The sequence below is a fragment of the Plantibacter lichenum genome (genome assembly GCF_050587525.1).
GTDB lineage: Bacteria > Actinomycetota > Actinomycetes > Actinomycetales > Microbacteriaceae > Plantibacter.
In genome coordinates, this window is sequence record NZ_JBOBFT010000002.1 from 152767 (window position 1) to 176631 (window position 23865).

Sequence of the window (23865 nt, forward strand, 5' to 3'; positions counted from 1 at the left end):
GCCTCACCGCCGGAAGGCGTGGTAGATCAGCGCGACGTCGGCGGCGCCATCGGCATCGCGATCGCTCAGGGCCGCCCACTTGCGCGCGAGGGCCTCGAGGTCCTCCCCCAGTTCGGCGAGCTGCGCACTCGTGAGGTGGAGGATCTCGTCGCCGGAGGTCGCGGCCCGGACCCAGGCCGCGGGCAGGGTCGGCTCGAGTTCGAGGTACTCCTGGAGGAGTTCCGTGTATCGACGCTGCACCGAACCGCGGAGTGCCGTCAGCGCCGTCCGGCGCTCGGGGTCGTCGAGATGCTCGGCCGCGTCCCAGTGCGTTCGGTCGTGGGCAGCGCGCCACCAGCGCTCCCGCTTGTCACGCGCGAGCTCGGGCACCTCCGCGACCAGCCCGTGCTCGGCCAGGACGCCCAGATGGTAGCTGACGAGCCCTGGCGCCTCATCGACCGCGCCGCTGAGGAGCCCGACCGTCTGCGGCCCGCGCACCCGCAACTCGCCGAGGAGCCGGAGGCGGATCGGATGTGAGAGAGCCCGCATGACCTTCGGGTCGGTGAGCGAGAGTTGCGATGCCGTCATGCGCCCATCGTAAACACATAAGAAACCTTGTACAAGACTTCTTATCCATTTCTCCCCTGTGTTGGTGCACCGCAACTCCTTCAATCCGCACTCCACAAAGTCGACGAACCCCGGAAATCCGGGGAAGTCGATGCTGCAGCCGATCGATGTGAAGGAGTTATGCGCGCGGCGGGGCGCCCTTCGACAGGCTCAGGAACCGGGCGAGCGTGGAGCGGGGTGGACCACGCAGCTCACCGACCACGGATGCGCCGCGAGAGCTCCGAGGCGGCGCGGGCGACCTCGGCGGCCACCGCGACCTCGTCGACTCCCGCGGACGACGCGAACGTCACCGCAATGGCAGCGGCCGGCCAACCGAGATGGTCTCGAACCGCCACTCCGACCGATGCGAGTCCTCGCGTCACGCCGCCGTCCTCGCGCGCGAAACCGTCGGCCGCCGTCCGGTCGAGCACGGCCCTGAGCTCCGCATACCGTTTGGGCCCGACGCCCGTCCGATCGACGAATGCCGCGGCATCGGGATACAGCGCCCTCACCTGGCCCCGTGGCAGGGCGGCGAGGATCGCACATCCGCTCGCCGCGAGATGGGCGGGCAGTCGGACGCCGACATCGGTCACGAGATGACCTCGCCGGGGCGCGCGCTCCTCGACGATGTAGAGCACATCCCGCCCGTGGAGGACGGCGAGATGAGCGCTCTCCCCCACCTGGTCGACGAGGTCCGCGAGCAACGGCCGACCGAGGAGGCTGAGCGGCTCCTGCCGCGCGTACCCGCCGGACAGCTCGAACGCAGCGACGCCGAGCCCGTAGCGCTTCGCCTCGGGCAGGTGCACGACGAAGCCCCGCTCCTGCAAGACGGACAGCAGGTGGTAGACGGTGGAGCGCGGAAGGTCGAGCCCGTTCGCGATGACGGCGGCCTGCACGGGACCGCGCTGCGCCGCGAGGAAGGAGAGGATCCGAAGCGTCGCATCGGCGGCGGGGACCTGGCTCATCTGCGCTCCTGCCTCCCGTCGCTCACGTCTGGGATCCCAGACGGAGTCGAGTGTACGCGCACCCGCGCCCGCGATCCACGGTGTGCAATCGAACCATGACGATTCCTCCCACAGCAGCCATCCATGGATCCCTGGCTCCCGAAGGCGGCGAAGCACCCCTCGTGACCGTCGGCGCCGGTCCGGTGAGCATCGCCGATGTCGTCGCCGTCGCCCGTCACGACGCCGAGATCCGGCTGGACCCGCGCGCCCTCGAGGGCGTCGCCGCATCGCGCACCATCGTCGAGGCACTCGCCGCAGACCCGCAGCCCCACTACGGCATCTCGACCGGATTCGGCGCGCTCGCGACGACGTTCATCTCGACCGATCGCCGTGCGCACCTGCAGGCGAGCCTCGTCCGCTCCCACGCGGCAGGCTCGGGCGCGGAGGTCGAACGCGAGGTCGTCCGCGCCCTCATGCTGCTCCGTCTCTCCACACTCATGACGGGCCGGACGGGCGTGCGCGCGGTCGTCGTCGAACGCTACGCGGCAGTCCTCAACGCCGGGATCACGCCCGTCGTCTTCGAATACGGGTCGCTCGGCTGCTCCGGCGACCTCGCACCGCTCGCCCACTGCGCCCTCGCGACCATGGGGGAAGGCGAGGTCCACGATGCCACGGGCGCGCGCATCCCGGCGGCCGACGCCCTCGCCGCAGCCGGCATCGAACCGCTCCGCCTCGCCGAGAAGGAAGGGCTCGCGCTCATCAACGGCACCGACGGGATGCTCGGGATGCTGGCGCTCGCCATCCACGACCTGTCCGCGCTCCTGACGACCGCGGACATCGCCGCAGGGCTCAGCGTCGAATCGCTCCTCGGAACCGATGCCGTGTTCGCCGAAGACCTGCAAGCGCTCCGACCGCAGGCGGGACAGGCCGACAGTGCAGCCAATCTGCGTGCGCTCCTCGCCGGTTCGCCCATCGTCGCGAGCCATCGCGGGCCGGAGTGCACCCGGGTCCAGGACGCCTACTCGCTGCGATGCGCACCGCAGGTCCACGGGGCCGCGAGGGACACGCTCGCCCACGCGGAACTCGTCGCGTCCCGGGAGCTCGCGAGCGCCGTCGACAACCCGGTCCTGACCCTCGACGGTCGCGTGGAGTCGAACGGGAACTTCCACGGCGCGCCCGTCGCCTACGTGCTCGACTTCCTCGCGATCGTCGCCGCCGACGTCGCGAGCATGTCCGAACGCCGCACCGACCGGTTCCTCGACCACAGCCGCAACCAAGGCCTGCCGCCGTTCCTGGCGCACGAGGTCGGCGTGGATTCCGGTCTCATGATCGCCCAGTACACGGCGGCCGGGATCGTGAGCGAGCTCAAGCGGCTGGCGGCGCCGGCATCGGTCGACTCGATCCCGTCGTCGGCGATGCAGGAGGACCACGTGTCGATGGGATGGGCCGCGGCCCGCAAGCTGCGGCGGGCCGTCGACGGCCTGGGGCGGGTGCTCGCGATCGAGGTCATGACGGCCGCTCGGGCGATCGACCTGCGTGCACCGCTCCTGCCCGCCGGCGGGACCGGCGCGGTGCACGCACTCGTCCGCACCGTCGTCGACGGGCCGGGACCGGACCGCTACCTGTCACCGGACATCGAGGCCGTCACGCAGCTCGTGCAGTCGGGCAGGCTCGTCGCTGCGGCCTCCGCTGCCGTGGGCCCCTTGCGCTGACGGGCTCTCCGCCGCTGCTGCCTCGTCCTGTACTCCTGCTGAGGTGAGGCTTCCGGTTGTTCAGGGCACGCCTGGGCAACCGGAAGCCTCACCTCGCCCTGGATCAGGGCCACTGGGCCCGACGGGAGTTGCGCTTGCCGGGGGCGTCCGGCGCCTGGGCGTCCGGGGCCGGGGCTGCTTCGGCTTCGTCGGTTGCAGAGCCGGATGCATCCGGAGCGGGTTCGGCCGATGCGACAGCGTCGGATGGCGATGAAGCATCCGAAGCGGAACCGGAGTCGTCCGAGGGCTCCGAGTGCGCATCCTCGACGACGGGAGCCTCGTGCACACCATGGTGCGGCGCGTCAGCAGCGAGCTCGGGATCGTCGAGGTGAACGACATCGATCGCCTGCGTACTCGGCAGCGACTCGTCCGACGCCACATGCACCCCGTGGTGGTGCTCCGGGTTCTCCGCGTCTGCATCATGCGCAGAACGTGCTTCGGGCTCCGCAGAACCGAAGTCGATGACCGGCTCGGCTGCCGCTTCGACGCCGCGGTCGTCGAGACGGTCGACACCCGATGGGCCATCGGTCTGCTGCGGCACGGCGGCGGCGTCATCGGCCACATTGATAGCGGTCGCGGGTGGCTCTGCAGCGTCGGTCGGCGCATCCGGCTCAGACGGCTCGGTCAGTGATTCCGTCGACGACTCGAGGCGCGATTCGATCACGGCCGGCACGTCATCGAGCGAACGCTCGACGTCAGGACCCTCGACGGGCTCGGCATCGGAGACGGGCTCGACATCAGAGACGGGCACGACATCAGAGACGGGCTCGCGCGCCGAGTCGAGCGCTGGGGCGTCGCCCGAAGACCGTTCGACGTCCGGACCCTCGAGGGTCTCGAGGCCGGATTCCGGGGCCTCGATGGGCGCGGCCTCGTCAGCAGGCACACCGGGCAGAGCGGTCGCACCCGCCGGAGCGGCCCCACCGGGCAGGTCGATCGCGCCGGTCGCCGCAGCGGGGGCGGCGAGCACGGAACCGTCGAGAGCGGTCGTCGGCACTTCGACGTCCGGACCCTCGGCGGTGTCGAGGAACTCGTCGGTCGGGGTGAACGGAACGTGATGTGCGTCCGCGGCACCGGCATCGGCATCGGCACCGGCATCTGCATCTGCATCGGCTGCATCGACATCGACAACTCCTGCGGCGTCGGTGTCAGGGAGACCAGCGAGATCGGCATCGCTTCCGCCGGACGCCCCGGTTCCGGAACCGACCAGCACCGAAGCACCGAATCCGGCACCTGCGGCGCCAACGCCGAAAGCCGCAGCGCCGAGGCCGCCAGCACCGGCACCCACGGTCGCAGGCTCACCAGCACGGGCGGCGACGACGTCCGAACCGGCCCCACCCGAAACGGAATCATCGGCAGCGCCCCCGGCAGCACCAGCAGCAGCAGCCTTCGCGGCCCGCTTGGCCTCTCGGCGCTCACGCGCGCCCTCGACGAGGTTGTAGAGCGTCGGCAGCACCACGAGCGTGAGTAGCGTCGACGACACGAGACCGCCGATGACGACGATCGCGAGCGGCTGCGAGATGAACCCGCCGTGACCCGTGACGCCGAGCGCCATGGGCGTCAGCGCGAAGATCGTCGCGAGGGCCGTCATGAGGATCGGGCGGAGTCGTCGTGCGGCGCCGTGTTCGACGGCCGTGATGACCGTCATGCCGCGACGCCGGTACTGGTTGACGAGGTCGACGAGCACGATCGCGTTCGTCACGACGATGCCGATGAGCATCAGCACACCGATGAGTGACGGCACCCCGAGCGGCACGCCCGTGATGACCTGCAGGCCGATCGCACCGGTCGCCGCGAACGGCACCGAGATCAGGAGCAGGATCGGCTGGCGGAGCGAGCGGAACGTCGCGACCATGATGATGTAGACGATGAGGATCGCGGCGAGCATCGCGAGCCCGAGCTGGCTGAACGCGTTGCCCTGGTCGGCGGTCACGCCGCCGAGGGTCGCCGTCGTTCCGGCCGGCAGTTTCGCCTTGTCGATCGCTGCCTGCACTTCGGTGCTCGCGGTGCCGAGGTTGTCGCTCGACGGAGTCGCGCTGATCGTCGCGGAACGCAGTCCCTTGACGGTCGTGATGCTCGCGGGGCCGTCGACCTGCGACACGGTCGCCAGCTGGTCGAGGCGCAGCGGGCCGGCGACGGTCGGAACCGTCGAGGCGGCGAGCTCGGCGATCGTCGTCGGCGGGTCCTGCGTGTCGACGTAGATCGTGAGCGTCGTGTCGTCGATCACGATGGTCCCAGCGGACGTAGGCTGCATGAGCTGCGAGACGAATCCGCCGAGCGCGACCTCGGTGTACCCGGCCTTCGCGGCCTCGTCGCGGTCGACCTTGATCTGGATGTAGGGACGCGACGCGCTCAGGTTGCTCGTGACCTGGTCGATGCCGTCGAGCTTCTGCACGGCCTTCTGCACGGTGTCGGCGGCGGTCTGGAGGTCGGCCTGGCGAGGCGAGGTGATGTCGACCTCGATGTCGCTCGAACCGCCGAAGCCCGAGGAAGCGGTGACCTCGATCGTCCCGGCGTCCGGAAGCCCGGCGAGTTCGGAGCGGACCTTCTTCTGGAGCGCCGTCTGGTCGGCGTTCTCGTCGGTCGTGATCGAGTAGGTGATCGAGGAGCTGCCACCTCCGACGAACGCGTCGCGGATGGAGCTGCCGCTCGACCCGATCGACAGCTGCACGGTCTCGATGCCCTTGATGGAACGGAGTTTCGCTTCGACCTGCGACGCAGCGTTGTCCTGCGATTCGAGGCTCGCGCCCACAGGCAGCGTCTGGCTGACCGACAGGGTGTTCTGACCGGAGTCGCCGAGGAAGTTGGTCTTCATGAACGGCGTGAGCGCGAAGGTGCCGCCGAGCACGAGGAGCGAGAGGAGGATCGTCGTCACGGAGTGCTTGAGCGTCCAGTGGATGATCGGCAGGTACGCCTTCTGGAGCCTGGACGGCTTCTCGAGGTCGTCCTCGTCCTGCACGCTCACGCGGCGGGCGCGGCGGCTCGTCGTGACCTCGCCGATCGCGGCGGCTGCTGCTGCCCCGTCCGTGAGCGCGGGCACGCCCTGCGCCGGAGTCACGGCATCGGACTCTGCCGAAGCGGACGATGCAGCGGCCTCTGCGTCGGCCGCCTGCTTCTTGGGCGCGCGCAGGAACCAGTACGCGAGCACTGGCACGATCGTGAGCGCCACGAGCAGCGAGGCGAGCAGCGCGATCGTGACGGTGAGCGCGAACGGCCGGAAGAGCTCGCCCGTCATGTCGCCGACGAACGCGATCGGGAGGAACACGGCCACGGTCGTCGCGGTCGAGGCCGTGATGGCGCCGGCGACCTCGCGGACGGCGCTGAGAATCGAGGCCGCGCGTTCCGGCCCCGTCCGGTTGTCACCGAACGAGAGGTGTCTCTTGATGTTCTCGATGACGACGATGGAGTCGTCGACGACTCGACCGATGGCGATCGTGAGCGCGCCGAGGGTCAGGATGTTGAGGGAGTACTCGGCCACCTGCAGGCCGATGAAGGTGATGAGCACGGACGTCGGGATGGAGATCGCGGTGACGATCGTCGCGCGGACGTCGAGCAGGAAGACGAGGATGATGAGGACCGCGAACGCGAGGCCGAGGAGGCCTTCGGTCGTGAGCGATTCGATGGACTGCTCGATGTAGGGCGCCTGGTCGAAGACGACCGTGAGCTTCGCGTCGGAGCCGATGGTCTTCTCGAGGTCGGGGAGGATCGCTCGGACGCCCTGTGACACCTCGACCGTGTTGGCTGCGGGCAGCTTCGTGACGGCGACGGTGAGCGCCGGCTTGCCGTCCACTCGGGAGATCGAGGTCGTCGGGTCGTTCGTCAGTTCGACGGTGGAGACGTCACCGAGGGTGACGACACCGCCCGTCGCGCTCACGACGCCGGAGATCGGGAGAGCCTTGATGTCGTCGACCGAACCGAGCTTCGTCCCGGTCTGGACGGACAGCGTCTGGTTGTTCTCGGTGATGCTGCCGGCGGGCAGGAGCACACCGTTCTGCTCGAGGGTCGAGGAGACGACCTGGCTCGTCTTGCCGATCTCGGCGAGCTTCACCGAGTCCGGCGTGATGCTGATCCGCTTGCCGACGGCGCCGACGATCGATGCGTCTCGGACGCCCGCGACGTCCTTGATGTCGGGAACGACGGAGTTCTTGAGGAGCGTGTCGAGGGCATCGGCCGATCCGCCGCCCGTGACGGCGATCTGGATGACCGGGAGGTCGTCGATGCTGCCGCTGACGACCTGCGGGTCGAGGTCCTTCGGCAGGGTCGATTTGATGCGGTTGATCGCCTGGTTGATCTTCTGCTCAGCGGTCGCGAGGTCGGTCCCGTAGGTGAACGTGGCGCTGATGAGACTGGAGTTGGTGCTCGAGGTCGCGCTCGTCGATTCGAGGCCGGGCACGCCCTGGATCGCGGTTTCGATCGGGGTGGAGACGTCGTCGTTCACCACTTCCGGCGCTGCGCCGGGGTAGCTCGTCACGATCGCGAGTTGCGGGAACTGCACCGATGGCACGAGTTCCTGCTTGAGTCCCGTCATCGCCAGAACGCCGAAGATGGCGACGACGATGGTGACGAGCGCGATCAACGCGCGGTTCTTCATGCTCAAGACGGAGAGGAAATGCACGGGGCCGCTTTCAGTGAGAACGAGGAGTTGCGGACGCTGCAATTATGACATCAGCCAGCTGATCGATGCCGGGATCCCCGTCGGACCGGCGGATTCTCGCCGTCCTGGGTCGCCGAACGGCGGCCCGGCCACCGAGCCACAACCCGGTCAGTGAACCACCACCCGGTCACTGAGCCTGTCGAAGTGCCACACCGCGAGCCCCACCCTTCGACAAGCTCAGGGACCGGAGCCCGGTCACCGAGCCACCACCCGGTCACTGAGCCACCACCCGGTCACTGAGCCTGTCGAAGTGCCCCACCGAAGCGAGCACGCCTCAACCGGCCCAAGGACCGGCCCACTCACACGACCTCGTCGAGATACTCCGAGCTCGGCACGGACCCGAACGCGGCCGAGCCCCATGCGGCCGCGAGCAGGTCCACGGCCCGTTCCGTCTCGGCCCACGGATAGCTGATCGGGATGCGCAGATACCGCTCGAACGCGCCGTCGATCCCGAATCGCGGCCCCGCCACGATCACGAGCCCATGACTGCGTGCGGCGAGCGCGAGCTGCGACGACGCCGCATCGCCGAGGTTCACCCAGGTCGCGATGCCGCCATCGACGCGCGGGACGTTCCACTCGGGCAGTCGGTCGGCGAGGAGGTCCACCAGTCGATCGCGCGTCCGCCCGAGCTGTTCGCCGCGCCTCGCGACGATCCCGTCCATGACCGGCATGACCTGCGCAACCGTCAGCTGGTCGAGGATCGGTGTGCCGAGGTCGCCGAGGGAGCGCGCGGAGACGAGCTTCCTGATCGTGCCCCGCTCGGCCCGGATCCACCCGATGCGGAGCCCTCCCCAGACCGTCTTGCCGACGGAGCCGATCGTGATCACGGACTTCGGTGCACCGGCCGTCGCGGCGAACGGCGGATGCGATTCCACCCGATCGATGTTCAATTCCGCGGTCGTCTCGTCGATCACGAGCACCGTCCCGTGCCGTTCCGCGGCGGCGGCGATGCGCTCCCTGGTGTCCGTCGGCATCGATGCGCCGGTCGGGTTGTGGAAGTCGGGCATGAGGTAGGCCAGGGCGGGGCTCGTGCGTTCGAACCACTGCTCGATCTCGCGCGGGTCCCACCCGGTGTCGGAGGAGACGGTCGCGGCCCCGAGGCGTGCTCCTGCCGCCCGGAGCGCTTCGTAGGCGTGCGGGTAGCTCGGCATCTCCACGAGCACACGATCGCCGCGGCTCAGCATCGTGCGGGCGATGAGCGCGATCGCGTGCTGCGCGCCCACCGTCACCATGATCTCGTCCGGGTCGGTGGGGAGGCCTCGCGCCGTGTACCGGTCGGCGATCGCCGTGCGGAGTTCTGGCATGCCGACGAGGTCGTAGTCCCAATCGTGCATGTATCTGGGGAGTTCGGCGGCGGCGGCCACAGCGGCGTCGAGCACCTCGGGGCACGGCGGCACGGCGGCTTTGCTGAAGTCGAGGAAGCCGCCCTGCGGGACCGGTGCGAGCGTCGTCGGCGCGGTAGGCAGGAGGGTGACGCTGCCGGATCCGCGGACGCTCCGCAGGTAGCCGGCGTCACGCAGCTCGCGGTAGGCGGCCGTGACGGTCGTGCGGCTGAGCGTCAGCCGGTCGGCGAGTTCGCGTTCCGCTGGGAGGCGGGTGCCGACGGGGATGCGCCCGTCGAGCACGAGCAGGCGGATGCGATCGGCGAGGCCGCGGTAGGCGGGCGAGGCGCCCTTCCACTCCCCGAGGAGGCCTGCAAGTGATCTGGCACTGAGAATGATCGACGGCATGCAGCCACGATAGCCAGATTGGCCTCTGGCGCCAAAGCCAATCAGGGAATTGGATTGTCCACTATGACCCGACGCATCATCCAACTCTTCAGCGGACTCCTCCTGTACGGCATCGCCATCGCCATGATCGTGCGTGCCGGCATCGGCGTCGCCCCCTGGGATGTGTTCGGCCAGGGCGTCGCGATGAAGACGGGCATCAGTTTCGGGCTGTCCGCCGTGATCATCGGTGCGGTCGTGCTCCTCGCTTGGATCCCGCTGCGGCAGAAACCCGGCATCGGCACGCTCTGCAACGTGCTCCTGGTCGGCCCCGCCGCGGATCTCGGGCTGTGGCTCATCCCCGCGGACCTCGTCCTGTGGGCGCGGCTCCTCCTCTTCGCCGGCGGCCTGCTGCTGCTCGGCGTCGCGTCCGGCCTCTACATCGGCGCCCGCTTCGGTGCGGGGCCGCGCGACGGGCTGATGACGGGCATCCACCACCGGACCGGCTGGCCGATCTGGGTGGGGCGGACGATCGTCGAGGTCGTCGTGCTCGGCATCGGGTGGCTGCTCGGCGGCAACGTGGGTGTCGGCACCGTGCTGTTCGCGGTGCTCATCGGCCCGATCTGCGGCTGGACGATCCCCTTCTTCCGCACGCCCGAGCCCGTCTCCTCCGCGGCCCCGGCCTTGCCTACTCTGTCCACCACCACCACCACCACCGACCCCGACCCCGACCCCGACCCCGTTGCAGAATTCAGGACGATCGGCACAATTCAGGACGATTCACCGGCGAGTCGGACAGCATCATCCTGAATTGTGGTGACGTTCCTGAATTGTGGAAAGGCACTCCGGAGAGACGGGCGCCGGAGGGGGCCCGCGGGCGATTGCGTCACCAAGCAGTGCAGGACGTCAGCCTGCCTTGGCGATGTCATCAGCCGCCCTGGTGACGTCGACCTGCCGTCGAGACGTCGCCCGGTTGTCGGGACGTCAGCCTGCTGTCGTGCTGGAAGGGCGTCAGTCGGCTGACGGACGACGGAACGTTCGGATGACGGCGTACACGACCACGACCGCGGCGACGAGCCCGAGGACCCAGGAGCCGGCGTAGCCCATCATCGGCTCGGACGAGCAGGCGCTGATCGCGCCGGAGCCGGGCGCGGCGTCCAGGCACTCCCCCGTGCTCGTCCCGAAGATGAGGAACGAGACGACGAGGGACGTGGCGATGGCGAGCGCCAACCAGCCCCACGCGATCCGCCGCTTCACTCCATCCATCCTCCGACGGTAGCGCAGCACCCCCGCAACCCCGAAACCTCCGTTTTCGTGCAAGAAGTGCCCTCGAAAAGGGACGTCTTGCACGAAAACGGAGGTCTGGGGTTGTGGGGCGCGGACGTTCACGCCTGCGGTCGACGCAGCGGCCGGCGGGGCCGGCGATGCTCGCGACGCGGGGCTGACGGGCCCGCCGATGCTGTGGGCAGGGCCGACTACAGCTCGCGGTCCGCGTAGGCACGCATCGCGTCGCGCACGAACTCCGCGCCGGCCCGGCCGCCGTAGTTCGCGGCGAAACGAGGGTCGGCGACGTACATCTCGGCGAGCCCCGTGAAGTACTCCTTCGTCGGGCCACTCGCTCCCGGTGCGCCGGAACCGCGAGCTCCCGGAGTCCCTGGAATGCCTGAGAGCCAGTCGAACTGCCGCTGGGCGAGCACCTGCGCCTCGTCACCGGCCGGATCGACGCCGAGGTCTGCGGCAGCAGCCCAGTCCGCGCACAGGCGAGCGACGGATGCCTGCCAGTCGGCCCGCTCCGCAGCGCTCATGCCACGCCACCAGCGGTCGCTGTCGACAGACGCTTGCTCACCCCATCGGCTCGCTACCTCGTCCTGGTACGTCGTGTGGTCGAACCCGTCGAACATCTGCTCTGCCATGAGGGGCTGACCTCCTTCCATTCTCGTGATGGTGTCTTCGACCGATGCGATCTGCAGCGCAAGTCGGTCCCGTTCCCGCTGCAACCACTCGAGGTGGGTGCGGAGGGTGTCGGCGGTGCGCCGTTCGGCGCGGTCATCGGCGGCGAGGGCCTCGGCGATGGCGGGGAGACCGAGCCCGAGGTCTCGCAGCAGGAGGATGCGCTGCAACCGCACGAGCGCCGCCTCGTCGTAATAGCGGTAGCCGTTCGCGCCGATGCGGGTCGCCGGCAGGACGCCGAGCTCGCCGTAGTGGCGGAGCGTACGGCTCGTCGTGCCCGCCAGTTTCGCGATCTCTTGAATGGACCAGTCCATGTGCGACTCCTCTCTCCTGCGTCGGTTCGGCGCGCCCGCGTCGGTTGGACGCGGGAGCCGGACGCCGGGGCATTCCACAGCATCACCGCGCCGATGACGCCCACGCTAGACCTTGACGTAGCGTCAACCTCAACTCCTCTCTTCCAGAACATGCGTCGATGTCGGTGGCGGCCGGGGTTCACTCAGGGATCGCCCGGAGTTTCCCTGAGAACCACGGGATTCGAGGCGAAACCGCTTGCAGGATCCAGAAACGCGATATATCGTGTTGTTCATTCAGACGCGATATATCGCGATACTCCCGAAAGGATCGCCACCATGGCACAGGAGAAATGGGTCATCGCTCCCGGCGAGACCCGCGTCATCGACATCGACCTCGTCCGCAAGCTCAAAGTCGGCCTCATCGGCGGCCAGATCGACATCATCGGCCACGACGAGCCCGGCGCCCGCATCGAAGTGAACGGCGTCACCGGCAAGGACCTCAAGATCTCGATCAACGGCGACCAGGCCGAGATCGACCACCCGCAGCTCCGGTGGGACAACTTCATCGAGGTCTTCAAGAACTTCGGCTCCAACCGCGCCACTGCGGAGGTGAGCGTGCTCGTCCCCCGCGACGTCGCACTGAACATCGGCGTCGTCACTGCATCCGGCCTCGTCTCCGGCATCACGGCCGATACCAAGGTCAACACGGTCTCCGGCGACCTCGTGATCGACGACGTGACAGGCGATCTCGACGTCAACTCCGTCAACGGCGAGATCACGGTCCAGAACCACAACGGCCGCATCAACGCGCACTCGGTTTCGGGCGACGTCACCGCGTCCGGCCGGATCTCGAAAGCCGCCGTCGACGGCGTCGCATCGCACATCCTGCTCGACGTGCAGGGCCCCTGCGACTCGCTCGAACTCAATTCGGTCAGCGGATCGATCACCGTCCGCCTCGATGAGGAACTCCCGGCACGCTTCACGACCAACACGGTCTCCGGCACGCTCACGATCGACGGCTCGCTCATCAAGGGCGTCCACGGCAAGGGCTACACGGCGCACACCGGCACGCTCGCCGGCCAGTTCGTCGAGGTTCGCGCGAACACGGTGTCCGGCGGGATCACGGTTCTGCGTCGAGCACTCGCGCACGCGACGCCGGCACCCGGCGCGACGAGCGGCGATGCAGGCGCGGGCGATGCGCCGACCGGCGGATCCACCTCGACCGACAGCCCAGTGACCGGGAACGCCGAGGCCGGCGCATGACCCCCGTCTTCGCCCACGGCAGCCTCCGCCTCTACCTCCTGAGCCTGCTCGCGGAATCGCCCAAGCACGGCTACGAGTTGATCCAGGCGCTCACCGATCGGAGCGGCGGAACGTACAGCCCGTCCGCCGGAACGATCTATCCGCGCCTCGCGAAGCTCGAGGAGGAAGGTCTCGTCACGAAGACGACCGACGGCCGCAAGACCGTCTACGAGATCACCGATGCCGGACGCGCTGAGCTCGCGGAGCGGGAGTCGGAACTCGGCCGCATCGAGACGCAGTTGACCGATTCGGTGCGGTTCATGGCGGACGAGGTGCGGAGCGGTGTGACCGCGGCGATGAAGAGCCTGCGGGCGGATCTCGCATCGGCCGCTCGTGAGGCGAAGGCCTCGCCGCGCACGACGAACACGACCACCACGACGTCCTCCCCGGCCGGGGACGACCCGCGGACGACGAGTCGGCTCGCGCTGCATGGCATCGATGTGGTCCTGAACGACTTCCGTCAGGGCCTGCGGACCGAACTGCGGACGCTCGTCTCGAAGGGCGGGGCGATCACCGATGAGACGACCGAGCTGCTCCGGACGGAACTCGCGTCCGTCCGCGAGAAGCTCCGCGAATCGCTCCGGACCGACGACTCCGGTCGCTGAGCCGCACCCCGGTCACTGAGCCACACTCCGGTCGCTGAGCCGCACCCCGGTCACTGAGCCACACTCCGGTCGCTGAGCCGCACCCCGGTCGCTGAGCCCGTCGAAGTGCCCCACCGAGCACAACTCCTTCGAGCACAACTCCTTCGATCCGGCGACCGCAAACCCGGCGTGCCCCGGAATTCCGGGGTCGGGCCGTCGACACCGGTCCAGATTGAAGGAGTTGTGCTCGTCCCTTCGACGGGCACAGGGGCCGGAGAGGCCGGTCACCGAGCCCGCCGAAGCGCCTCGAGCTACCGGGCGGCGCCCGCGAGCGAGCCCTGCACCTTGCCCTCGTCGAAGATGAGGCAGGTCACGAGGCGGTCGTCGAGTTCCGTCCAACCGTCCTCGGTCGGCGTGTAGTTGCTGAAGTCGAGCGTCGAGTCCTCGTAGGCCACGCCGACGAACGCCTGGAAGCGGTCGTAGCAGCCCTGGTCGGCGATGTCCTGCATGTCGGCGGGGTACTCGCCGTCCGGCACGGGGAAGTCGGCGTAGACCTCGTAGTCGTGCGCTTCGCCGCACGGCACGGTCGTGACGTCGGAGACCTGTTCCGCGGTTGTGCTGTCGTCGAGGCAGTCGCCGACACGCAGCGTGAAGACATCGGTCTTGCCTCCACCGACGATCTCGCCGGAGTCGGCATCGCGGGTCTCGGCGGGGCGGGGGAGGTTGTCTGAGACGAGCCGGTCGAGAGCACTGCACCCGCTCAGCGCAAGGGTGCTGAGGGCGAGGGAGGCGACGAGCAGAGGCAGGAATCGGGACTTCATAGGGGGTCCTTCGAGCTGGATGCGGATACGGAGCCCCTCGGGCGGGCCGATGACAGGGTATAGGTGAACAAACACTGTCCGCCAACTGCGTTTGTCCTGAGCGAACCCCGTACGCGCGTTTAGCACGGATTCGGGCGTACGAGTCCCCTCGGCTTGACTCCGGTCTACGAAGGAGTAGGATCGCCGCTCGTGACAACTGAGGGTCGAGAACCCGGAACAGAGCCCAGATCCGCCAAACGCTGGTTGATCGGAGAGCCTCTGCCGACCGAGAAACTGGAAGGCCAGCTGCTCCCGAAGCGGCTCGCGCTCCCCATCTTCGCGAGCGACGCGCTGTCGAGCGTCGCCTACGCTCCGCAGGAACTGCTGATGATCCTGACGCTCGGCGGCCTCGCATTCCTGAGCTTCGCCCCGTGGGTCGCGGCGTGCGTCATCGTGCTCCTCGTCGTCGTCGTGGCGAGCTACCGGCAACTCATCAAGGCGTACCCGTCGGGTGGTGGCGACTACGAGGTCGCGCACAAGAACCTCGGCGAGCGCGCGGGCCTCATCGTCGCCTCGGCCCTCCTCGTCGACTATGTCCTGACCGTCGCCGTGTCCGTCGCGTCCGGCGTCGACAACATCATCTCCGCGATCCCCGGCCTCAACCCGTGGCGCGTCGAGCTCGCCGTGGGCTTCGTGCTCATCCTCATGGCCGTGAACCTGCGGGGCGTGCGCGAGTCCAGCAAGGCGTTCGCGATCCCCACGTACTTCTTCATCGGCAGTGTGCTCGTGATGATCATCGCGGGGCTCGCCCGGACGTTCATGGGTGATGCGCCGGTCGCGTCGAGCGCCGCATTCGACGTCCACGGCGAGAGCCTGACGCAAGCGGCGTTCATCCTGCTGCTGCTCCGCGCCTTCTCGAGCGGCTGCTCCGCGCTGACCGGTGTCGAGGCCGTCTCGAACGGCGTGCCCGCCTTCCGCCGCCCCAAGATCAAGAACGCGCAGAGCACGCTCGTCCTCATGGGCGGCACCGCCATCGTCCTCTTCGCCGGCCTCACCGCCCTCGCGCTCATCTCGCAGGTGCACTACGCGGAGAACCCGTGCAACCTCGAGGGCTTCCAGAACTGTGCGACGACCCCGCAACCGAGCCTCATGGCCCAGGTCGCGACGGCCGTGTTCGGGGCGAACAGCATCCCCTTCTTCCTCATCCAGGCAGGCACCGCGTGTGTGCTGCTCCTCGCGGCCAACACGGCGTTCAACGGCTTCCCACTCCTCGGCGCGGTGCTCGCTCGCGACTCCTACGCGCCGAAGTCGATGAACACGCGCGGCGACCGCCTCGTCTTCTCCAACGGCATGATCGTCCTCGCCCTCGCCGCGTGCGCGATCCTCGTCGTCTACCAGGCCAACCTGACGCAGCTCATCCAGCTGTACATCATCGGCGTCTTCGTCTCGTTCACCCTCGGTCAGACCGGCATGGTCAAGCACTGGTGGAAGATGCTGAAGGGCGGTTGCGATGATCCAGGCTCCGTCTGGCGCGGCCTCATCATCAACGGCTTCGGCGCTCTCCTCACTGCGAGCGTCCTCATCGTCGTGACGATCACCAAGTTCACGCACGGCGCGTGGCTCGTGTTCGTGCTCATGCCGATCCTGTTCCTCCTGATGCTCGGCGTGAATCGGTACTACCGCGACGTCGAGAAGGAGGTCGAGGTCGACCCGACGACGACGTTCGGCGCCCAGGGCGACCACGCCATCGTCCTCGTCGGGAAGATGCAGAAGCCGATCCTGAAAGCCCTCGACTACGCGATCGCCGCGAAGCACGACAGCCTCGAGGCCGTGCACATCTCGATCGATCCGGAATCCACGAAGCGACTCGAGGAGCAGTGGATCGAGCAGAACATCCACGTTCCCCTCACGATCCTGGAATCGCCGTACCGTGAGTTCGCGACGCCGCTCGCGAAGTACATCAAGGCCCACCGCGCCAAGCACGGCGCCGAGGTCGTCACCGTGTACATGCCGCAGTACATCGTCGGTCACTGGTGGGAGTCGCTGCTCCACAACCGCCGCGCGAGCCGAATCCGTCAGCAGATCATGCTCGTGCACGGCGTGACGGTCGCGCTCGTGCCGTGGCTGCTCGACTCCTCCGAGCTCATCTACGGTCGTCGTTCGCGGCCGCTGCCGGGCCAGGAGCGTCGCGGCGAGTTCGTGCGGCCGCCCAAGCAGGGCCACGGTCCGCACCCCGGCAATCCCGCGCACCCGACGCATCCCGTCGAGCGCAAGCCCCACCGCTAGCCTCTTCGGCCCGCGAGGGGTCGCAGACGGCTCGTACGGAAGGGTCTGAACGAGCCATCCGTGACCCCTCGCGAGCTGAGGCCGGACGGGCTAGGGCTTCGTCGTACGACGGGCGCTCAGGCCGAGGAGCACGCCGCCGAGCATCGTCGCGATACCGCCCGCGATGAACGTCGACTGCACACCGACCCCGTCGACGAGCAGGCCGCCGACCGCTGCACCGACCGCGATCGCGATCTGGAATCCGGCGACCACAAGCCCTCCGGCGGCCTCCTTGCGGTCCGGTTCCGCCCTCGCGGACCACGTCTGCACGAGTGTCAGCACACCGCCGAACGCGAAGCCCCACACGACCGCGGCGGCGAACGCGACCGGGACGACCGTCGGCAGCACCGCGAACACGATGAGGCCGATGCCGAGCAGGACGGGCAACGCGACGATCGAGCTGCTGAGGCGACGGTCGGCGAGGAACCCGGACACGAGGTTGCCGAAGAGGCCGCCGATGCCGTAGAGCGCGAGCAGGATCGCCAGGCCGCCTGCGTCGAGACCGGGAATCTGGTCCGCACCGATCCGGATGTACGTGAACCCGGCGAAGTGCCCGCCCGCGACGAGGACCAGGCCGAGCAGCCCGACGATCATGATGGGCGACTTGACCGTGTCGAACAGGGCGCGAACACCGGCCTCCTTGGCCGCTGCCACGGACGGCAGGCGCCAGAACAGAACGACGGCGGCGACCACGGACAGGACGGCGACCACGATGAACACGGCGCGCCAGCCCCACAGATCGCCCAGGTAGGCGCCGAGCGGGACCGCGACGACCGTCGCCATCGAGACGCCCATGTTGACGATCATCATCGCGCGGCCGAGCAGACGGGCCGGGACGAGCTGCGAGGCGACGGCGATCGCCATCGACCAGTACCCGGACAGCGCGATGCCGAGCAGGACGCGGGCGATGAGCAGCACCCAGAACGTCGGCGCGATGGCGACGAGCACGTTGGACAGCGCGGCGAGGAGCGCGAGGCCGACCATGAGATGGCGGCGGTCGAGCCTCGGGAGCAGCAGCCCGACGCCTGGGCCGGCGATGATGCCGACGAGCGCTGTGACGGTGACCGCTTGCCCGGCGACGCCCTCGCTCACGCCGAGGCCCTCCGCCATCGGAGACAGGAGGCTGGCCGGGAGGAACTCGCTCGTGACGACGGCGAAGATGCCGAGCATGAGCGCGACGACGCCGAGCCAGTTCGGTTTCGTCTCGCCTGTCGCGGCGAGGTGGCCGGCGGCATCGGCCCTGCGCGCTGCGGACCGGCGACCTGCGGCGGTCGTCGGCAGCGTGGCTGTGGGCAGGGAAGCGGTGTCAGTCGTCATGCACGCTGGCTCTCTCATCGTGGCGCCGCACTCGATCGAGCAGCTCGGTGGTGGTGGCAACGCCATCCGCCCGCTCCCCATTCCCGACGCCCGCCCCCTGAGCTCGCGAGGGGTCGCAGACTGCGGGTGCTGCGCCTCGGCACCCGCAGTTCGTGACCCCTCGCGGGCTGAGCCGGGATACAGGAAAAAACGGGTGGGACGCCTGACTTGTGGTATAAATCAGGGTCGCCGATGGCGCGCACACGACGCACAGCAGCAGCAGGCACGCCATCGTGACACGTCCCGATCACCCGACGCATCCACAGGAGCACCACCATGACCGATCCCGCCTCCGAACAGCCAGCCGCCCAGCCGGTCCAGCCACCCGTCCCGCCCGCGCCGCCCACCGCCCCGACGGAGGCGTACGCGGCTCCCCCGGCTCCGCCCACGGCGCCGTACACCCAGGCGATCCTCCCGCAGCCCGGGTTCACCCAGCCCACCCAGCCGAGCCAGTTCGCCCCGCAAGGCCAGTACGGCCAGCCCGGCCAGTACGCCCCGGGCCAGTACGCTCAGCCCGGCCAGCCCGGCGGCTACGACCCGAACTTCTCCGCGGCATCGTTCGCGAACGGCGGCGGAGTCTCCGGCAAGTCCTTCGTCACCACGTGGATCCTGTCCTGGCTGCTCGGCGGCCTCGGCATCGACCGTTTCTACCTCGGCAAGGTCGGCACCGGCATCCTCAAGCTCATCACGTTCGGCGGTTTCGGCGTGTGGTGGCTCATCGACCTCATCCTCGTGCTCACGGGCGCGCAGCGCGACAAGCAGGGCCTCAAGCTGGCCGGGTACGACCAGAACAAGAAGATCGCGTGGATCGTGACGGCCGTCGTCATCGTCATCTCCTCCGTGATCTCCGCGGTCAACGCCGCGAACGGAGCGGCGACGTCCGTCTCCGGCGCCGTGAGCGAGGCAGGTCAGGCCGCGGTCGAGGATGCCGCCGACCCCGCGGCGCCTGCCGCGGAGGAGCCCGCCGTTCCCGCCTCAGGCGCTCCCGCCTGGGCCGACAAGAAGTTCGGCGCCTTCGAACCCATCGTGCAGAGCGGTGCGGGCGATAACCTCATCACCCTGCCCGTCGGCGTCAAGGCCGGACTCGTCACGGCGAGCCACGACGGAACCAGCAACTTCTCGATCTCCGTCCTCAACGCGTCGAACGAGTCGACGGGCGACCTGCTCGTCAACACGATCGGTGCCTACTCCGGCACGACCGTCTACGGCTTCTCCTCGTTCTCCGAGGGCACGACGCTCCAGGTGACGGCAGACGGCAACTGGTCGATCACGATCTCCCCCGTCTCCGCGGCGCCTGCTCTCGCCGCGTCCGGTGCAGGAGACGCCGTCTTCCTCTACGACGGACCGGCCGGGAAGCTCGGCGCGACGCATGACGGATCAAGCAACTTCCAGATCGTCGAGGAGACCGACAAGGCGTTCTCGATGGGACTGCTCGTCAACGAGATCGGCGCGTACTCCGGCACGGTTCCGCTCAGCAAGGGCCCGTCAGTCGTGTCGGTCCGCAGCGACGGCAACTGGACGCTCACGGTCGGCTAACCAGTCGCTCCTCCTCCCCTTGGCTCGCGAGGGGTCGCAGTCTGCGGGTGCTGCGCCTCGGCACCCGCAGTTCGTGACCCCTCGCGGGCCGGGTGGGGCAGACTGGTGGGATGCCACCCACGCTCGGATTCATGGTCGTGTTCGTCGGCCTGGTCCTCGGCGTCTTCGCGATGTCCCGGGTCTTGTCCGCGAACCCCGACACGGCCGTACCCCTCTGGTACGGCCGACCCGACGTCATCCCCGTCGGCGGCCTCATCCTGCGCGGGCTCGCCGTCGGGCTGACACTCTTCGGGGCGACGCTCGCCTGGTACGTCATCGGCTTCTGGGCCATCCTGCTCGTGGCGCCCGTGCTCGTCATCCCCGCCTGGATGAACGCCGTCCACAACCGACGGGTGCTCGACGCGCCGGAGCGGTGAGGGCCCCTTCGACAGGCTCAGGGACCGGGCGGGATCAAGGCCGGGCAGGATCAAGGACCGGGCAGGATCAAGGACAGGGCAGGATCAGGATGCGGCGAGGCCGAGCAGCATCCCGATCGCCGATGCGACGACCGCTCCCACGAGCATCCCGAGCCCGTTCGCGAGGCCCGCGCGCAGGCGACCGTCGCGCAGGAGGCGCACCGTCTCGACGCTCGCCGTGCTGAACGTCGTGTAGCCGCCGAGCAGGCCCGTGCCGATGACGAGCTTCCAGGAGTCGTCGAGCACGTGCGCGACCGCCAGACCCGTGACCAGACCGAGCAGGAACGACCCGGTCACGTTGATGACGGTCGTCCCCCAGGGGAACCGCGTCGCCCATCTGGCCCGGATCGCCCCATCGACGACGAGTCTCGCCACAGCGCCGAGGCCACCTGCGGCGGCGATACCGAGGAACAGCAGCGGATTCACGATGCCTGCCCACCGTCGATCGCAGCGCCCGCGGAACCCGCATCGCCCGCGGAACCCGCATCGCCCGCGGAACCTGCATCGCCCGCACCACGGGCATCACGCGATCGGCCGATGACGCCGCCCACCCAGATCCCGAGCAGGCTCGCGAAGCCACCCACGATCACAGTCGCGACCGCGTAGCCCGCACCGACCCAGCCCTGCCCGTCCCGGAACAGCAGCTCCGTGTCGTTCGCGAGCGCGCTGTAGGTCGTGAATCCGCCGAGGACGCCGGTCCCCACGAACAGACGGATGCCGCGCCGCACGCCCTCATCCGGCCCACGACGCAGCAGCGTCTCGAGCAGCAGTCCGAGCGCGAACGCACCGCTGACGTTGATGCAGAAGATCGCCACGGGCACACCGCCGACGGCGGGGATGGCGAGCGACACCGCCTCCCGCAGTCCCGTGCCGATCGCCCCGCCGACGAAGACGAGCGCGATGGACGACCACCGCAGGTGCATCGGCCGATGAACCCCCGGCGTCACCGATCCTCACCAGCGGCGGCGTCCCACAACGGATCGTCGGACGATGTCGGCGCGAGCGGCACCACGATGACCGGGCGCGGCTGACGGTGCGCGAGGGCGGCCGCGACCGAACCGTTGAAGAACTCGATGATGCCCTTGCGGATGCCGCGCTCGCGAGTCCCGACGATGATCGCCCGCGCTTGGATCGAGTCGGCGAGCTTGGCGATCGATCGGGCGGGATCTCCCGCCAGTTGCCGGAAGCCCCACACGACGCCAGTGGGATCGAGGACGCGATGCGCCCGCGCTTCCAGCTCCGGGTCGAGCGGTTCCGGCTCGAAGTCGTGGAGATCCGCGTCGAACGGCAGCGACATCACCGTGCCGTCGACGTTCTCGACGACCACGAACCGACTCGCGTCGACGTGCGCGAGGACGAGCTCCGCGCCGAAGGCTCGCGCGAACGCGACCGCTTCGAGCAGCACCGCGTCCGGCTGGGCGGGCGTGACCCCTACAACGATGACCGGGTGGACCTCTGGATCCGACATGATCGACCTCCTCGCGGTCCCATCCTGACACTTCGGAGCCGCACCGGGAAGCCGCTCCTCGCGAGGACACGACCCGCGAGGAGCGTTCGAGCGACCCGGCGACACCGCACCGACGGCATGCGCGCCGGGCAGCGCTCGGGCGACCGCCGCCGTGGTAAGCTCGAGGTTAGTCTTTATCGTTCCCTGGTAGGCGAAAGCCCCGGGTGCCCGCGAGCGCGCCCGGTCAGAAAATCGTGAGGGGGTCTCGCATGGGCCGTGGCCGTCAGAAGGCAAAGCACACGAAGATCGCACGTGAGCTCAAGTCATTCAGCCCCGATGTGAACTACAACGCGCTTGAGCGCGAGCTCACCGGGCACTCCAGCGACGAACCATACGACGAAGAGATCGCCAAGTGGGCGGAATACTCCGACAAGTACGCGGACGGCGAAGCCAAGGGCGCGTAGTCGGATCCTGCACGGCGCCCACACGCGCGAGGTGCACTGTACCGTCGTTCCCGAATCGGTCCCGGTTCTGTTCTGATCTCCTGATTCCGAGCTGATCAGCCCTTTGCGGACGGTTCCGGAAATGGTGTTCGTGATGCCCTGGGGCTAGCCTTGAGGGATGAACACCGATGAACTCCGCGCAGCCGCCAAGAAACGCCTCAAGGCACAGCACGATTTCAAACAGTTCCTGGGCATCTGGGGCGGGATCTCTCTCGTCGTCGTCATCATCTGGCTCCTGACCGGGTACTACCAGTACTTCTGGCCGATCTGGGCGATCGTCGGTCTCGCCATCCCCGCTTTCGTGTTGGCGCTCCAGGCCTACGGGCCGCTGGACCACATCACCGAAGACGCGATCGATGCCGAGGTCGCGCGACTCACGAAGCAGCGGACGCAGGCCTCATACGACCCCGCGCAGTACCAGAACACGGGCCAGCCGTTCCAGACCGGACCGCAGGGCTATGCGCCGGGCGCCTATCCGCAGCAGCCGCAGTCTCCGGCACCCTCCGCCTACGGGCGGGCGCCCGCGGGCCAACAGGCCCCGACCGGCAGCCAGCAGACGAACGCGTTCGAGCAGCTCGGCTTCCCCGCACCCTCGGCGCAGCCCCGCACTGCGGCCGATGACCAGCCGACGACCCAGTTCACGGCTCCCGTCGGGACGCAGCCGGCCGCTGGCATCAGCGCCCCCGCTCCGGCATCGCCCAGCGAGTTCGCCGCGCAGTTCCACGGCGCGGACACCACGGCAGAGGGCGCCGGCATCCCACCGGTGCCGACGACCGGTGCGTCCGCCGCCGAGCGCGACGAGGCCACGGTCGCCGCAGCAGCCGATGACACGGCGGCCAAGCTCGCGACCCCGTCCGGAGCGTCCGCCAGCACCTCTGCCTCAGCCGATGCGAGCGCTCCGGCCGCCGCGACAGTCGACGCCGTCGTGAGCGCGCCCAGCACCGTGACCCGCAAGAGCCCGACCCGCGCTGCATCGAGCACGGCGAAGTCCTCCTCCTCCAAGGCGGCCGCCACGAAGTCGACGACCGGCACTGCCGCGAGCACGAAGACCTCAGCAGCCCCGAAGGCGGGCACCAGCAGGACTGCAGCGAAGGCTCCGGCCGCCGGATCGGGTAGCGCCACGAAGGCGACTCCCGCACGAACCGCTGCCAAGACGCCCGCGACCAAGACTCCTGCGACAAAGTCCACGACGGCCACGTCTCCCGCCGCTTCGGCGCCCGCCGCCAAGGCCACGACCGCCAAGGCGTCAACGGCGAAGCCGGCTGCCGCGAAGCCGACCACCGCGAAGCCGACCACCGGGAAGGCTCCGGCCAAGACGACGCGTGCGGCATCTGCGGGCGGCGCAACCGGGGCAGCCGCCTCCAAGCCGGCCACACCGCGTACGCGGGCGCCGAAGGCCGCACCGACAACGCCGATCACTCCCGCGGCTCCCGACGAGTCCGCGCCGTCGGCCTAGTCGCCGCACACCAACACCGCATCACGTCCTGAGGGCGCGGGCTTCGGTCCGCGCCCTCAGTGCGTCTCGCCCCCTCACCTCCGCACCGCCCCACTCGTCCCACCCCGAATGGCGTTTCAGAATTCAGGATGATGTGCAGAATTCAGGACGATCACGCGGCGAGTCGCGCCGGATCATCCTGAATTCTGCAAATCATCCTGAATTGTGCACGTGACCGGGGC

General features: G+C 68.9%; 19 protein-coding genes and 1 pseudogene. 9 read left to right on the forward strand and 11 right to left on the reverse strand.

Going from position 1 to position 23865, the window contains the following annotated elements; translation table 11 throughout:
* Positions 1–3: 3 nt before the first annotated feature.
* Positions 4–567, reverse strand: coding sequence for an ArsR/SmtB family transcription factor (locus ACQ3HB_RS04140; RefSeq protein ID WP_430918015.1), 564 nt, complete (start codon positions 565–567; stop codon positions 4–6).
* A 230-nt stretch (positions 568–797) separates the two neighbouring features.
* A complete protein-coding gene (locus tag ACQ3HB_RS04145; RefSeq protein ID WP_430918017.1) occupies positions 798–1550 on the reverse strand; it encodes an IclR family transcriptional regulator in 753 nt (250 codons plus the stop codon).
* Between the two features lie 95 nt (positions 1551–1645).
* Here ACQ3HB_RS04145 and hutH point away from each other — a divergent pair, with 95 nt between their 5' ends.
* Positions 1646–3241, forward strand: a complete 1596-nt coding sequence (gene hutH / locus ACQ3HB_RS04150) for a histidine ammonia-lyase (protein ID WP_430918019.1) — start codon at positions 1646–1648, stop codon at positions 3239–3241.
* A 1402-nt stretch (positions 3242–4643) separates the two neighbouring features.
* On the opposite strand, the pseudogene ACQ3HB_RS04155 reads toward hutH, so the two are convergent.
* A pseudogene (locus tag ACQ3HB_RS04155) lies at positions 4644–7892 on the reverse strand (efflux RND transporter permease subunit); the annotation flags it as partial.
* Between the two features lie 338 nt (positions 7893–8230).
* Positions 8231–9661: a MocR-like transcription factor YczR gene (gene yczR / locus ACQ3HB_RS04160; RefSeq protein ID WP_430918021.1), complete on the reverse strand. Its 1431-nt coding sequence runs from the start codon at positions 9659–9661 to the stop codon at positions 8231–8233.
* A gap of 63 nt (positions 9662–9724) precedes the next feature.
* Here yczR and yczE point away from each other — a divergent pair, with 63 nt between their 5' ends.
* Complete coding sequence (gene yczE / locus ACQ3HB_RS04165) at positions 9725–10447, forward strand: membrane protein YczE (protein ID WP_430918023.1); 723 nt, start codon at positions 9725–9727, stop codon at positions 10445–10447.
* 201 nt (positions 10448–10648) lie between these two features.
* Here yczE and ACQ3HB_RS04170 read toward each other — a convergent pair whose 3' ends face one another.
* Together ACQ3HB_RS04170 and ACQ3HB_RS04175 are read right to left on the reverse strand one after the other, a co-directional pair.
* Positions 10649–10903, reverse strand: a complete 255-nt coding sequence (locus tag ACQ3HB_RS04170) for a hypothetical protein (protein ID WP_430918024.1) — start codon at positions 10901–10903, stop codon at positions 10649–10651.
* A gap of 209 nt (positions 10904–11112) precedes the next feature.
* Positions 11113–11901, reverse strand: a complete 789-nt coding sequence (locus ACQ3HB_RS04175; protein ID WP_430918026.1) for a MerR family transcriptional regulator — start codon at positions 11899–11901, stop codon at positions 11113–11115.
* Positions 11902–12216: 315 nt separating this feature from the next.
* On the opposite strand from ACQ3HB_RS04175, the gene ACQ3HB_RS04180 reads away from it, so the two are divergent.
* Both ACQ3HB_RS04180 and ACQ3HB_RS04185 read left to right on the forward strand, forming a co-directional pair.
* Positions 12217–13143: a DUF4097 family beta strand repeat-containing protein gene (locus ACQ3HB_RS04180; protein WP_430918027.1), complete on the forward strand. Its 927-nt coding sequence runs from the start codon at positions 12217–12219 to the stop codon at positions 13141–13143.
* Complete coding sequence (locus tag ACQ3HB_RS04185; RefSeq protein WP_430918029.1) at positions 13140–13787, forward strand: PadR family transcriptional regulator; 648 nt, start codon at positions 13140–13142, stop codon at positions 13785–13787. The genes ACQ3HB_RS04180 and ACQ3HB_RS04185 overlap by 4 nt, the downstream gene beginning before the upstream one ends.
* Positions 13788–14077: 290 nt before the next feature.
* Here the strand turns inward: ACQ3HB_RS04185 and ACQ3HB_RS04190 are convergent, their stop codons facing one another.
* Positions 14078–14587 carry a septum formation family protein gene (locus ACQ3HB_RS04190; protein WP_430918031.1) on the reverse strand — a complete coding sequence of 170 codons (510 nt, stop codon included), beginning with the start codon at positions 14585–14587 and terminating at the stop codon, positions 14078–14080.
* A gap of 243 nt (positions 14588–14830) precedes the next feature.
* Here ACQ3HB_RS04190 and ACQ3HB_RS04195 point away from each other — a divergent pair, with 243 nt between their 5' ends.
* On the forward strand, positions 14831–16852 hold the full coding sequence (locus tag ACQ3HB_RS04195; RefSeq protein ID WP_430918032.1) for an APC family permease: 2022 nt from the start codon (positions 14831–14833) through the stop codon (positions 16850–16852).
* Positions 16853–16942: 90 nt separating this feature from the next.
* On the opposite strand, the gene ACQ3HB_RS04200 is transcribed toward ACQ3HB_RS04195, so the two are convergent.
* Positions 16943–18208: an MFS transporter gene (locus tag ACQ3HB_RS04200; RefSeq protein WP_430918034.1), complete on the reverse strand. Its 1266-nt coding sequence runs from the start codon at positions 18206–18208 to the stop codon at positions 16943–16945.
* Positions 18209–18523: 315 nt separating this feature from the next.
* On the opposite strand from ACQ3HB_RS04200, the gene ACQ3HB_RS04205 reads away from it, so the two are divergent.
* Positions 18524–19783 carry a TM2 domain-containing protein gene (locus tag ACQ3HB_RS04205; protein ID WP_430918036.1) on the forward strand — a complete coding sequence of 420 codons (1260 nt, stop codon included), beginning with the start codon at positions 18524–18526 and terminating at the stop codon, positions 19781–19783.
* A gap of 110 nt (positions 19784–19893) precedes the next feature.
* A complete protein-coding gene (locus tag ACQ3HB_RS04210; RefSeq protein ID WP_430918038.1) occupies positions 19894–20199 on the forward strand; it encodes a hypothetical protein in 306 nt (101 codons plus the stop codon).
* Between the two features lie 84 nt (positions 20200–20283).
* Here ACQ3HB_RS04210 and crcB read toward each other — a convergent pair whose 3' ends face one another.
* The 3 genes from crcB to ACQ3HB_RS04225 are packed head-to-tail and all read right to left on the reverse strand — an operon-like array spanning position 20284 to position 21706.
* Positions 20284–20664, reverse strand: coding sequence for a fluoride efflux transporter CrcB (gene crcB, locus ACQ3HB_RS04215; protein WP_430918040.1), 381 nt, complete (start codon positions 20662–20664; stop codon positions 20284–20286).
* Positions 20661–21161, reverse strand: coding sequence for a fluoride efflux transporter FluC (locus ACQ3HB_RS04220; protein WP_430918042.1), 501 nt, complete (start codon positions 21159–21161; stop codon positions 20661–20663). Before ACQ3HB_RS04220 ends, crcB begins: the two co-directional genes overlap by 4 nt.
* 20 nt (positions 21162–21181) lie before the next feature.
* Positions 21182–21706, reverse strand: coding sequence for a universal stress protein (locus ACQ3HB_RS04225; RefSeq protein WP_430918044.1), 525 nt, complete (start codon positions 21704–21706; stop codon positions 21182–21184).
* A gap of 248 nt (positions 21707–21954) precedes the next feature.
* Here ACQ3HB_RS04225 and ACQ3HB_RS04230 point away from each other — a divergent pair, with 248 nt between their 5' ends.
* Together ACQ3HB_RS04230 and ACQ3HB_RS04235 are read left to right on the forward strand one after the other, a co-directional pair.
* The gene (locus ACQ3HB_RS04230; protein ID WP_430918046.1) at positions 21955–22149 is read left to right on the forward strand and encodes a DUF3073 domain-containing protein; all 195 of its coding nucleotides are present in this window, start codon (positions 21955–21957) and stop codon (positions 22147–22149) included.
* A 157-nt stretch (positions 22150–22306) separates the two neighbouring features.
* Positions 22307–23644 (forward strand): 2TM domain-containing protein, encoded by a 1338-nt coding sequence (locus ACQ3HB_RS04235; RefSeq protein ID WP_430918049.1) that lies wholly within the window; start codon positions 22307–22309, stop codon positions 23642–23644.
* Positions 23645–23865: the final 221 nt, after the last annotated feature.

What these genes read in the sequence shown, in the direction of transcription:
- ACQ3HB_RS04175 (WP_430918026.1), bottom strand. Translation starts at nt 11,901, where the DNA reads ATGGACTGGTCCATTCAAGAGATCGCGAAACTGGCGGGCACGACGAGC.
- ACQ3HB_RS04145 (WP_430918017.1), bottom strand. Translation starts at nt 1,550, where the DNA reads ATGAGCCAGGTCCCCGCCGCCGATGCGACGCTTCGGATCCTCTCCTTC.
- ACQ3HB_RS04140 (WP_430918015.1), bottom strand. Translation starts at nt 567, where the DNA reads ATGACGGCATCGCAACTCTCGCTCACCGACCCGAAGGTCATGCGGGCT.
- ACQ3HB_RS04230 (WP_430918046.1), top strand. Translation starts at nt 21,955, where the DNA reads ATGGGCCGTGGCCGTCAGAAGGCAAAGCACACGAAGATCGCACGTGAG.
- ACQ3HB_RS04185 (WP_430918029.1), top strand. Translation starts at nt 13,140, where the DNA reads ATGACCCCCGTCTTCGCCCACGGCAGCCTCCGCCTCTACCTCCTGAGC.
- ACQ3HB_RS04225 (WP_430918044.1), bottom strand. Translation starts at nt 21,706, where the DNA reads ATGTCGGATCCAGAGGTCCACCCGGTCATCGTTGTAGGGGTCACGCCC.
- ACQ3HB_RS04235 (WP_430918049.1), top strand. Translation starts at nt 22,307, where the DNA reads ATGAACACCGATGAACTCCGCGCAGCCGCCAAGAAACGCCTCAAGGCA.
- ACQ3HB_RS04170 (WP_430918024.1), bottom strand. Translation starts at nt 10,903, where the DNA reads ATGGATGGAGTGAAGCGGCGGATCGCGTGGGGCTGGTTGGCGCTCGCC.
- ACQ3HB_RS04220 (WP_430918042.1), bottom strand. Translation starts at nt 21,161, where the DNA reads ATGCACCTGCGGTGGTCGTCCATCGCGCTCGTCTTCGTCGGCGGGGCG.
- yczR (WP_430918021.1), bottom strand. Translation starts at nt 9,661, where the DNA reads ATGCCGTCGATCATTCTCAGTGCCAGATCACTTGCAGGCCTCCTCGGG.
- ACQ3HB_RS04200 (WP_430918034.1), bottom strand. Translation starts at nt 18,208, where the DNA reads ATGACGACTGACACCGCTTCCCTGCCCACAGCCACGCTGCCGACGACC.
- ACQ3HB_RS04190 (WP_430918031.1), bottom strand. Translation starts at nt 14,587, where the DNA reads ATGAAGTCCCGATTCCTGCCTCTGCTCGTCGCCTCCCTCGCCCTCAGC.
- ACQ3HB_RS04205 (WP_430918036.1), top strand. Translation starts at nt 18,524, where the DNA reads ATGACCGATCCCGCCTCCGAACAGCCAGCCGCCCAGCCGGTCCAGCCA.
- ACQ3HB_RS04180 (WP_430918027.1), top strand. Translation starts at nt 12,217, where the DNA reads ATGGCACAGGAGAAATGGGTCATCGCTCCCGGCGAGACCCGCGTCATC.
- yczE (WP_430918023.1), top strand. Translation starts at nt 9,725, where the DNA reads ATGACCCGACGCATCATCCAACTCTTCAGCGGACTCCTCCTGTACGGC.
- ACQ3HB_RS04210 (WP_430918038.1), top strand. Translation starts at nt 19,894, where the DNA reads ATGCCACCCACGCTCGGATTCATGGTCGTGTTCGTCGGCCTGGTCCTC.
- hutH (WP_430918019.1), top strand. Translation starts at nt 1,646, where the DNA reads ATGACGATTCCTCCCACAGCAGCCATCCATGGATCCCTGGCTCCCGAA.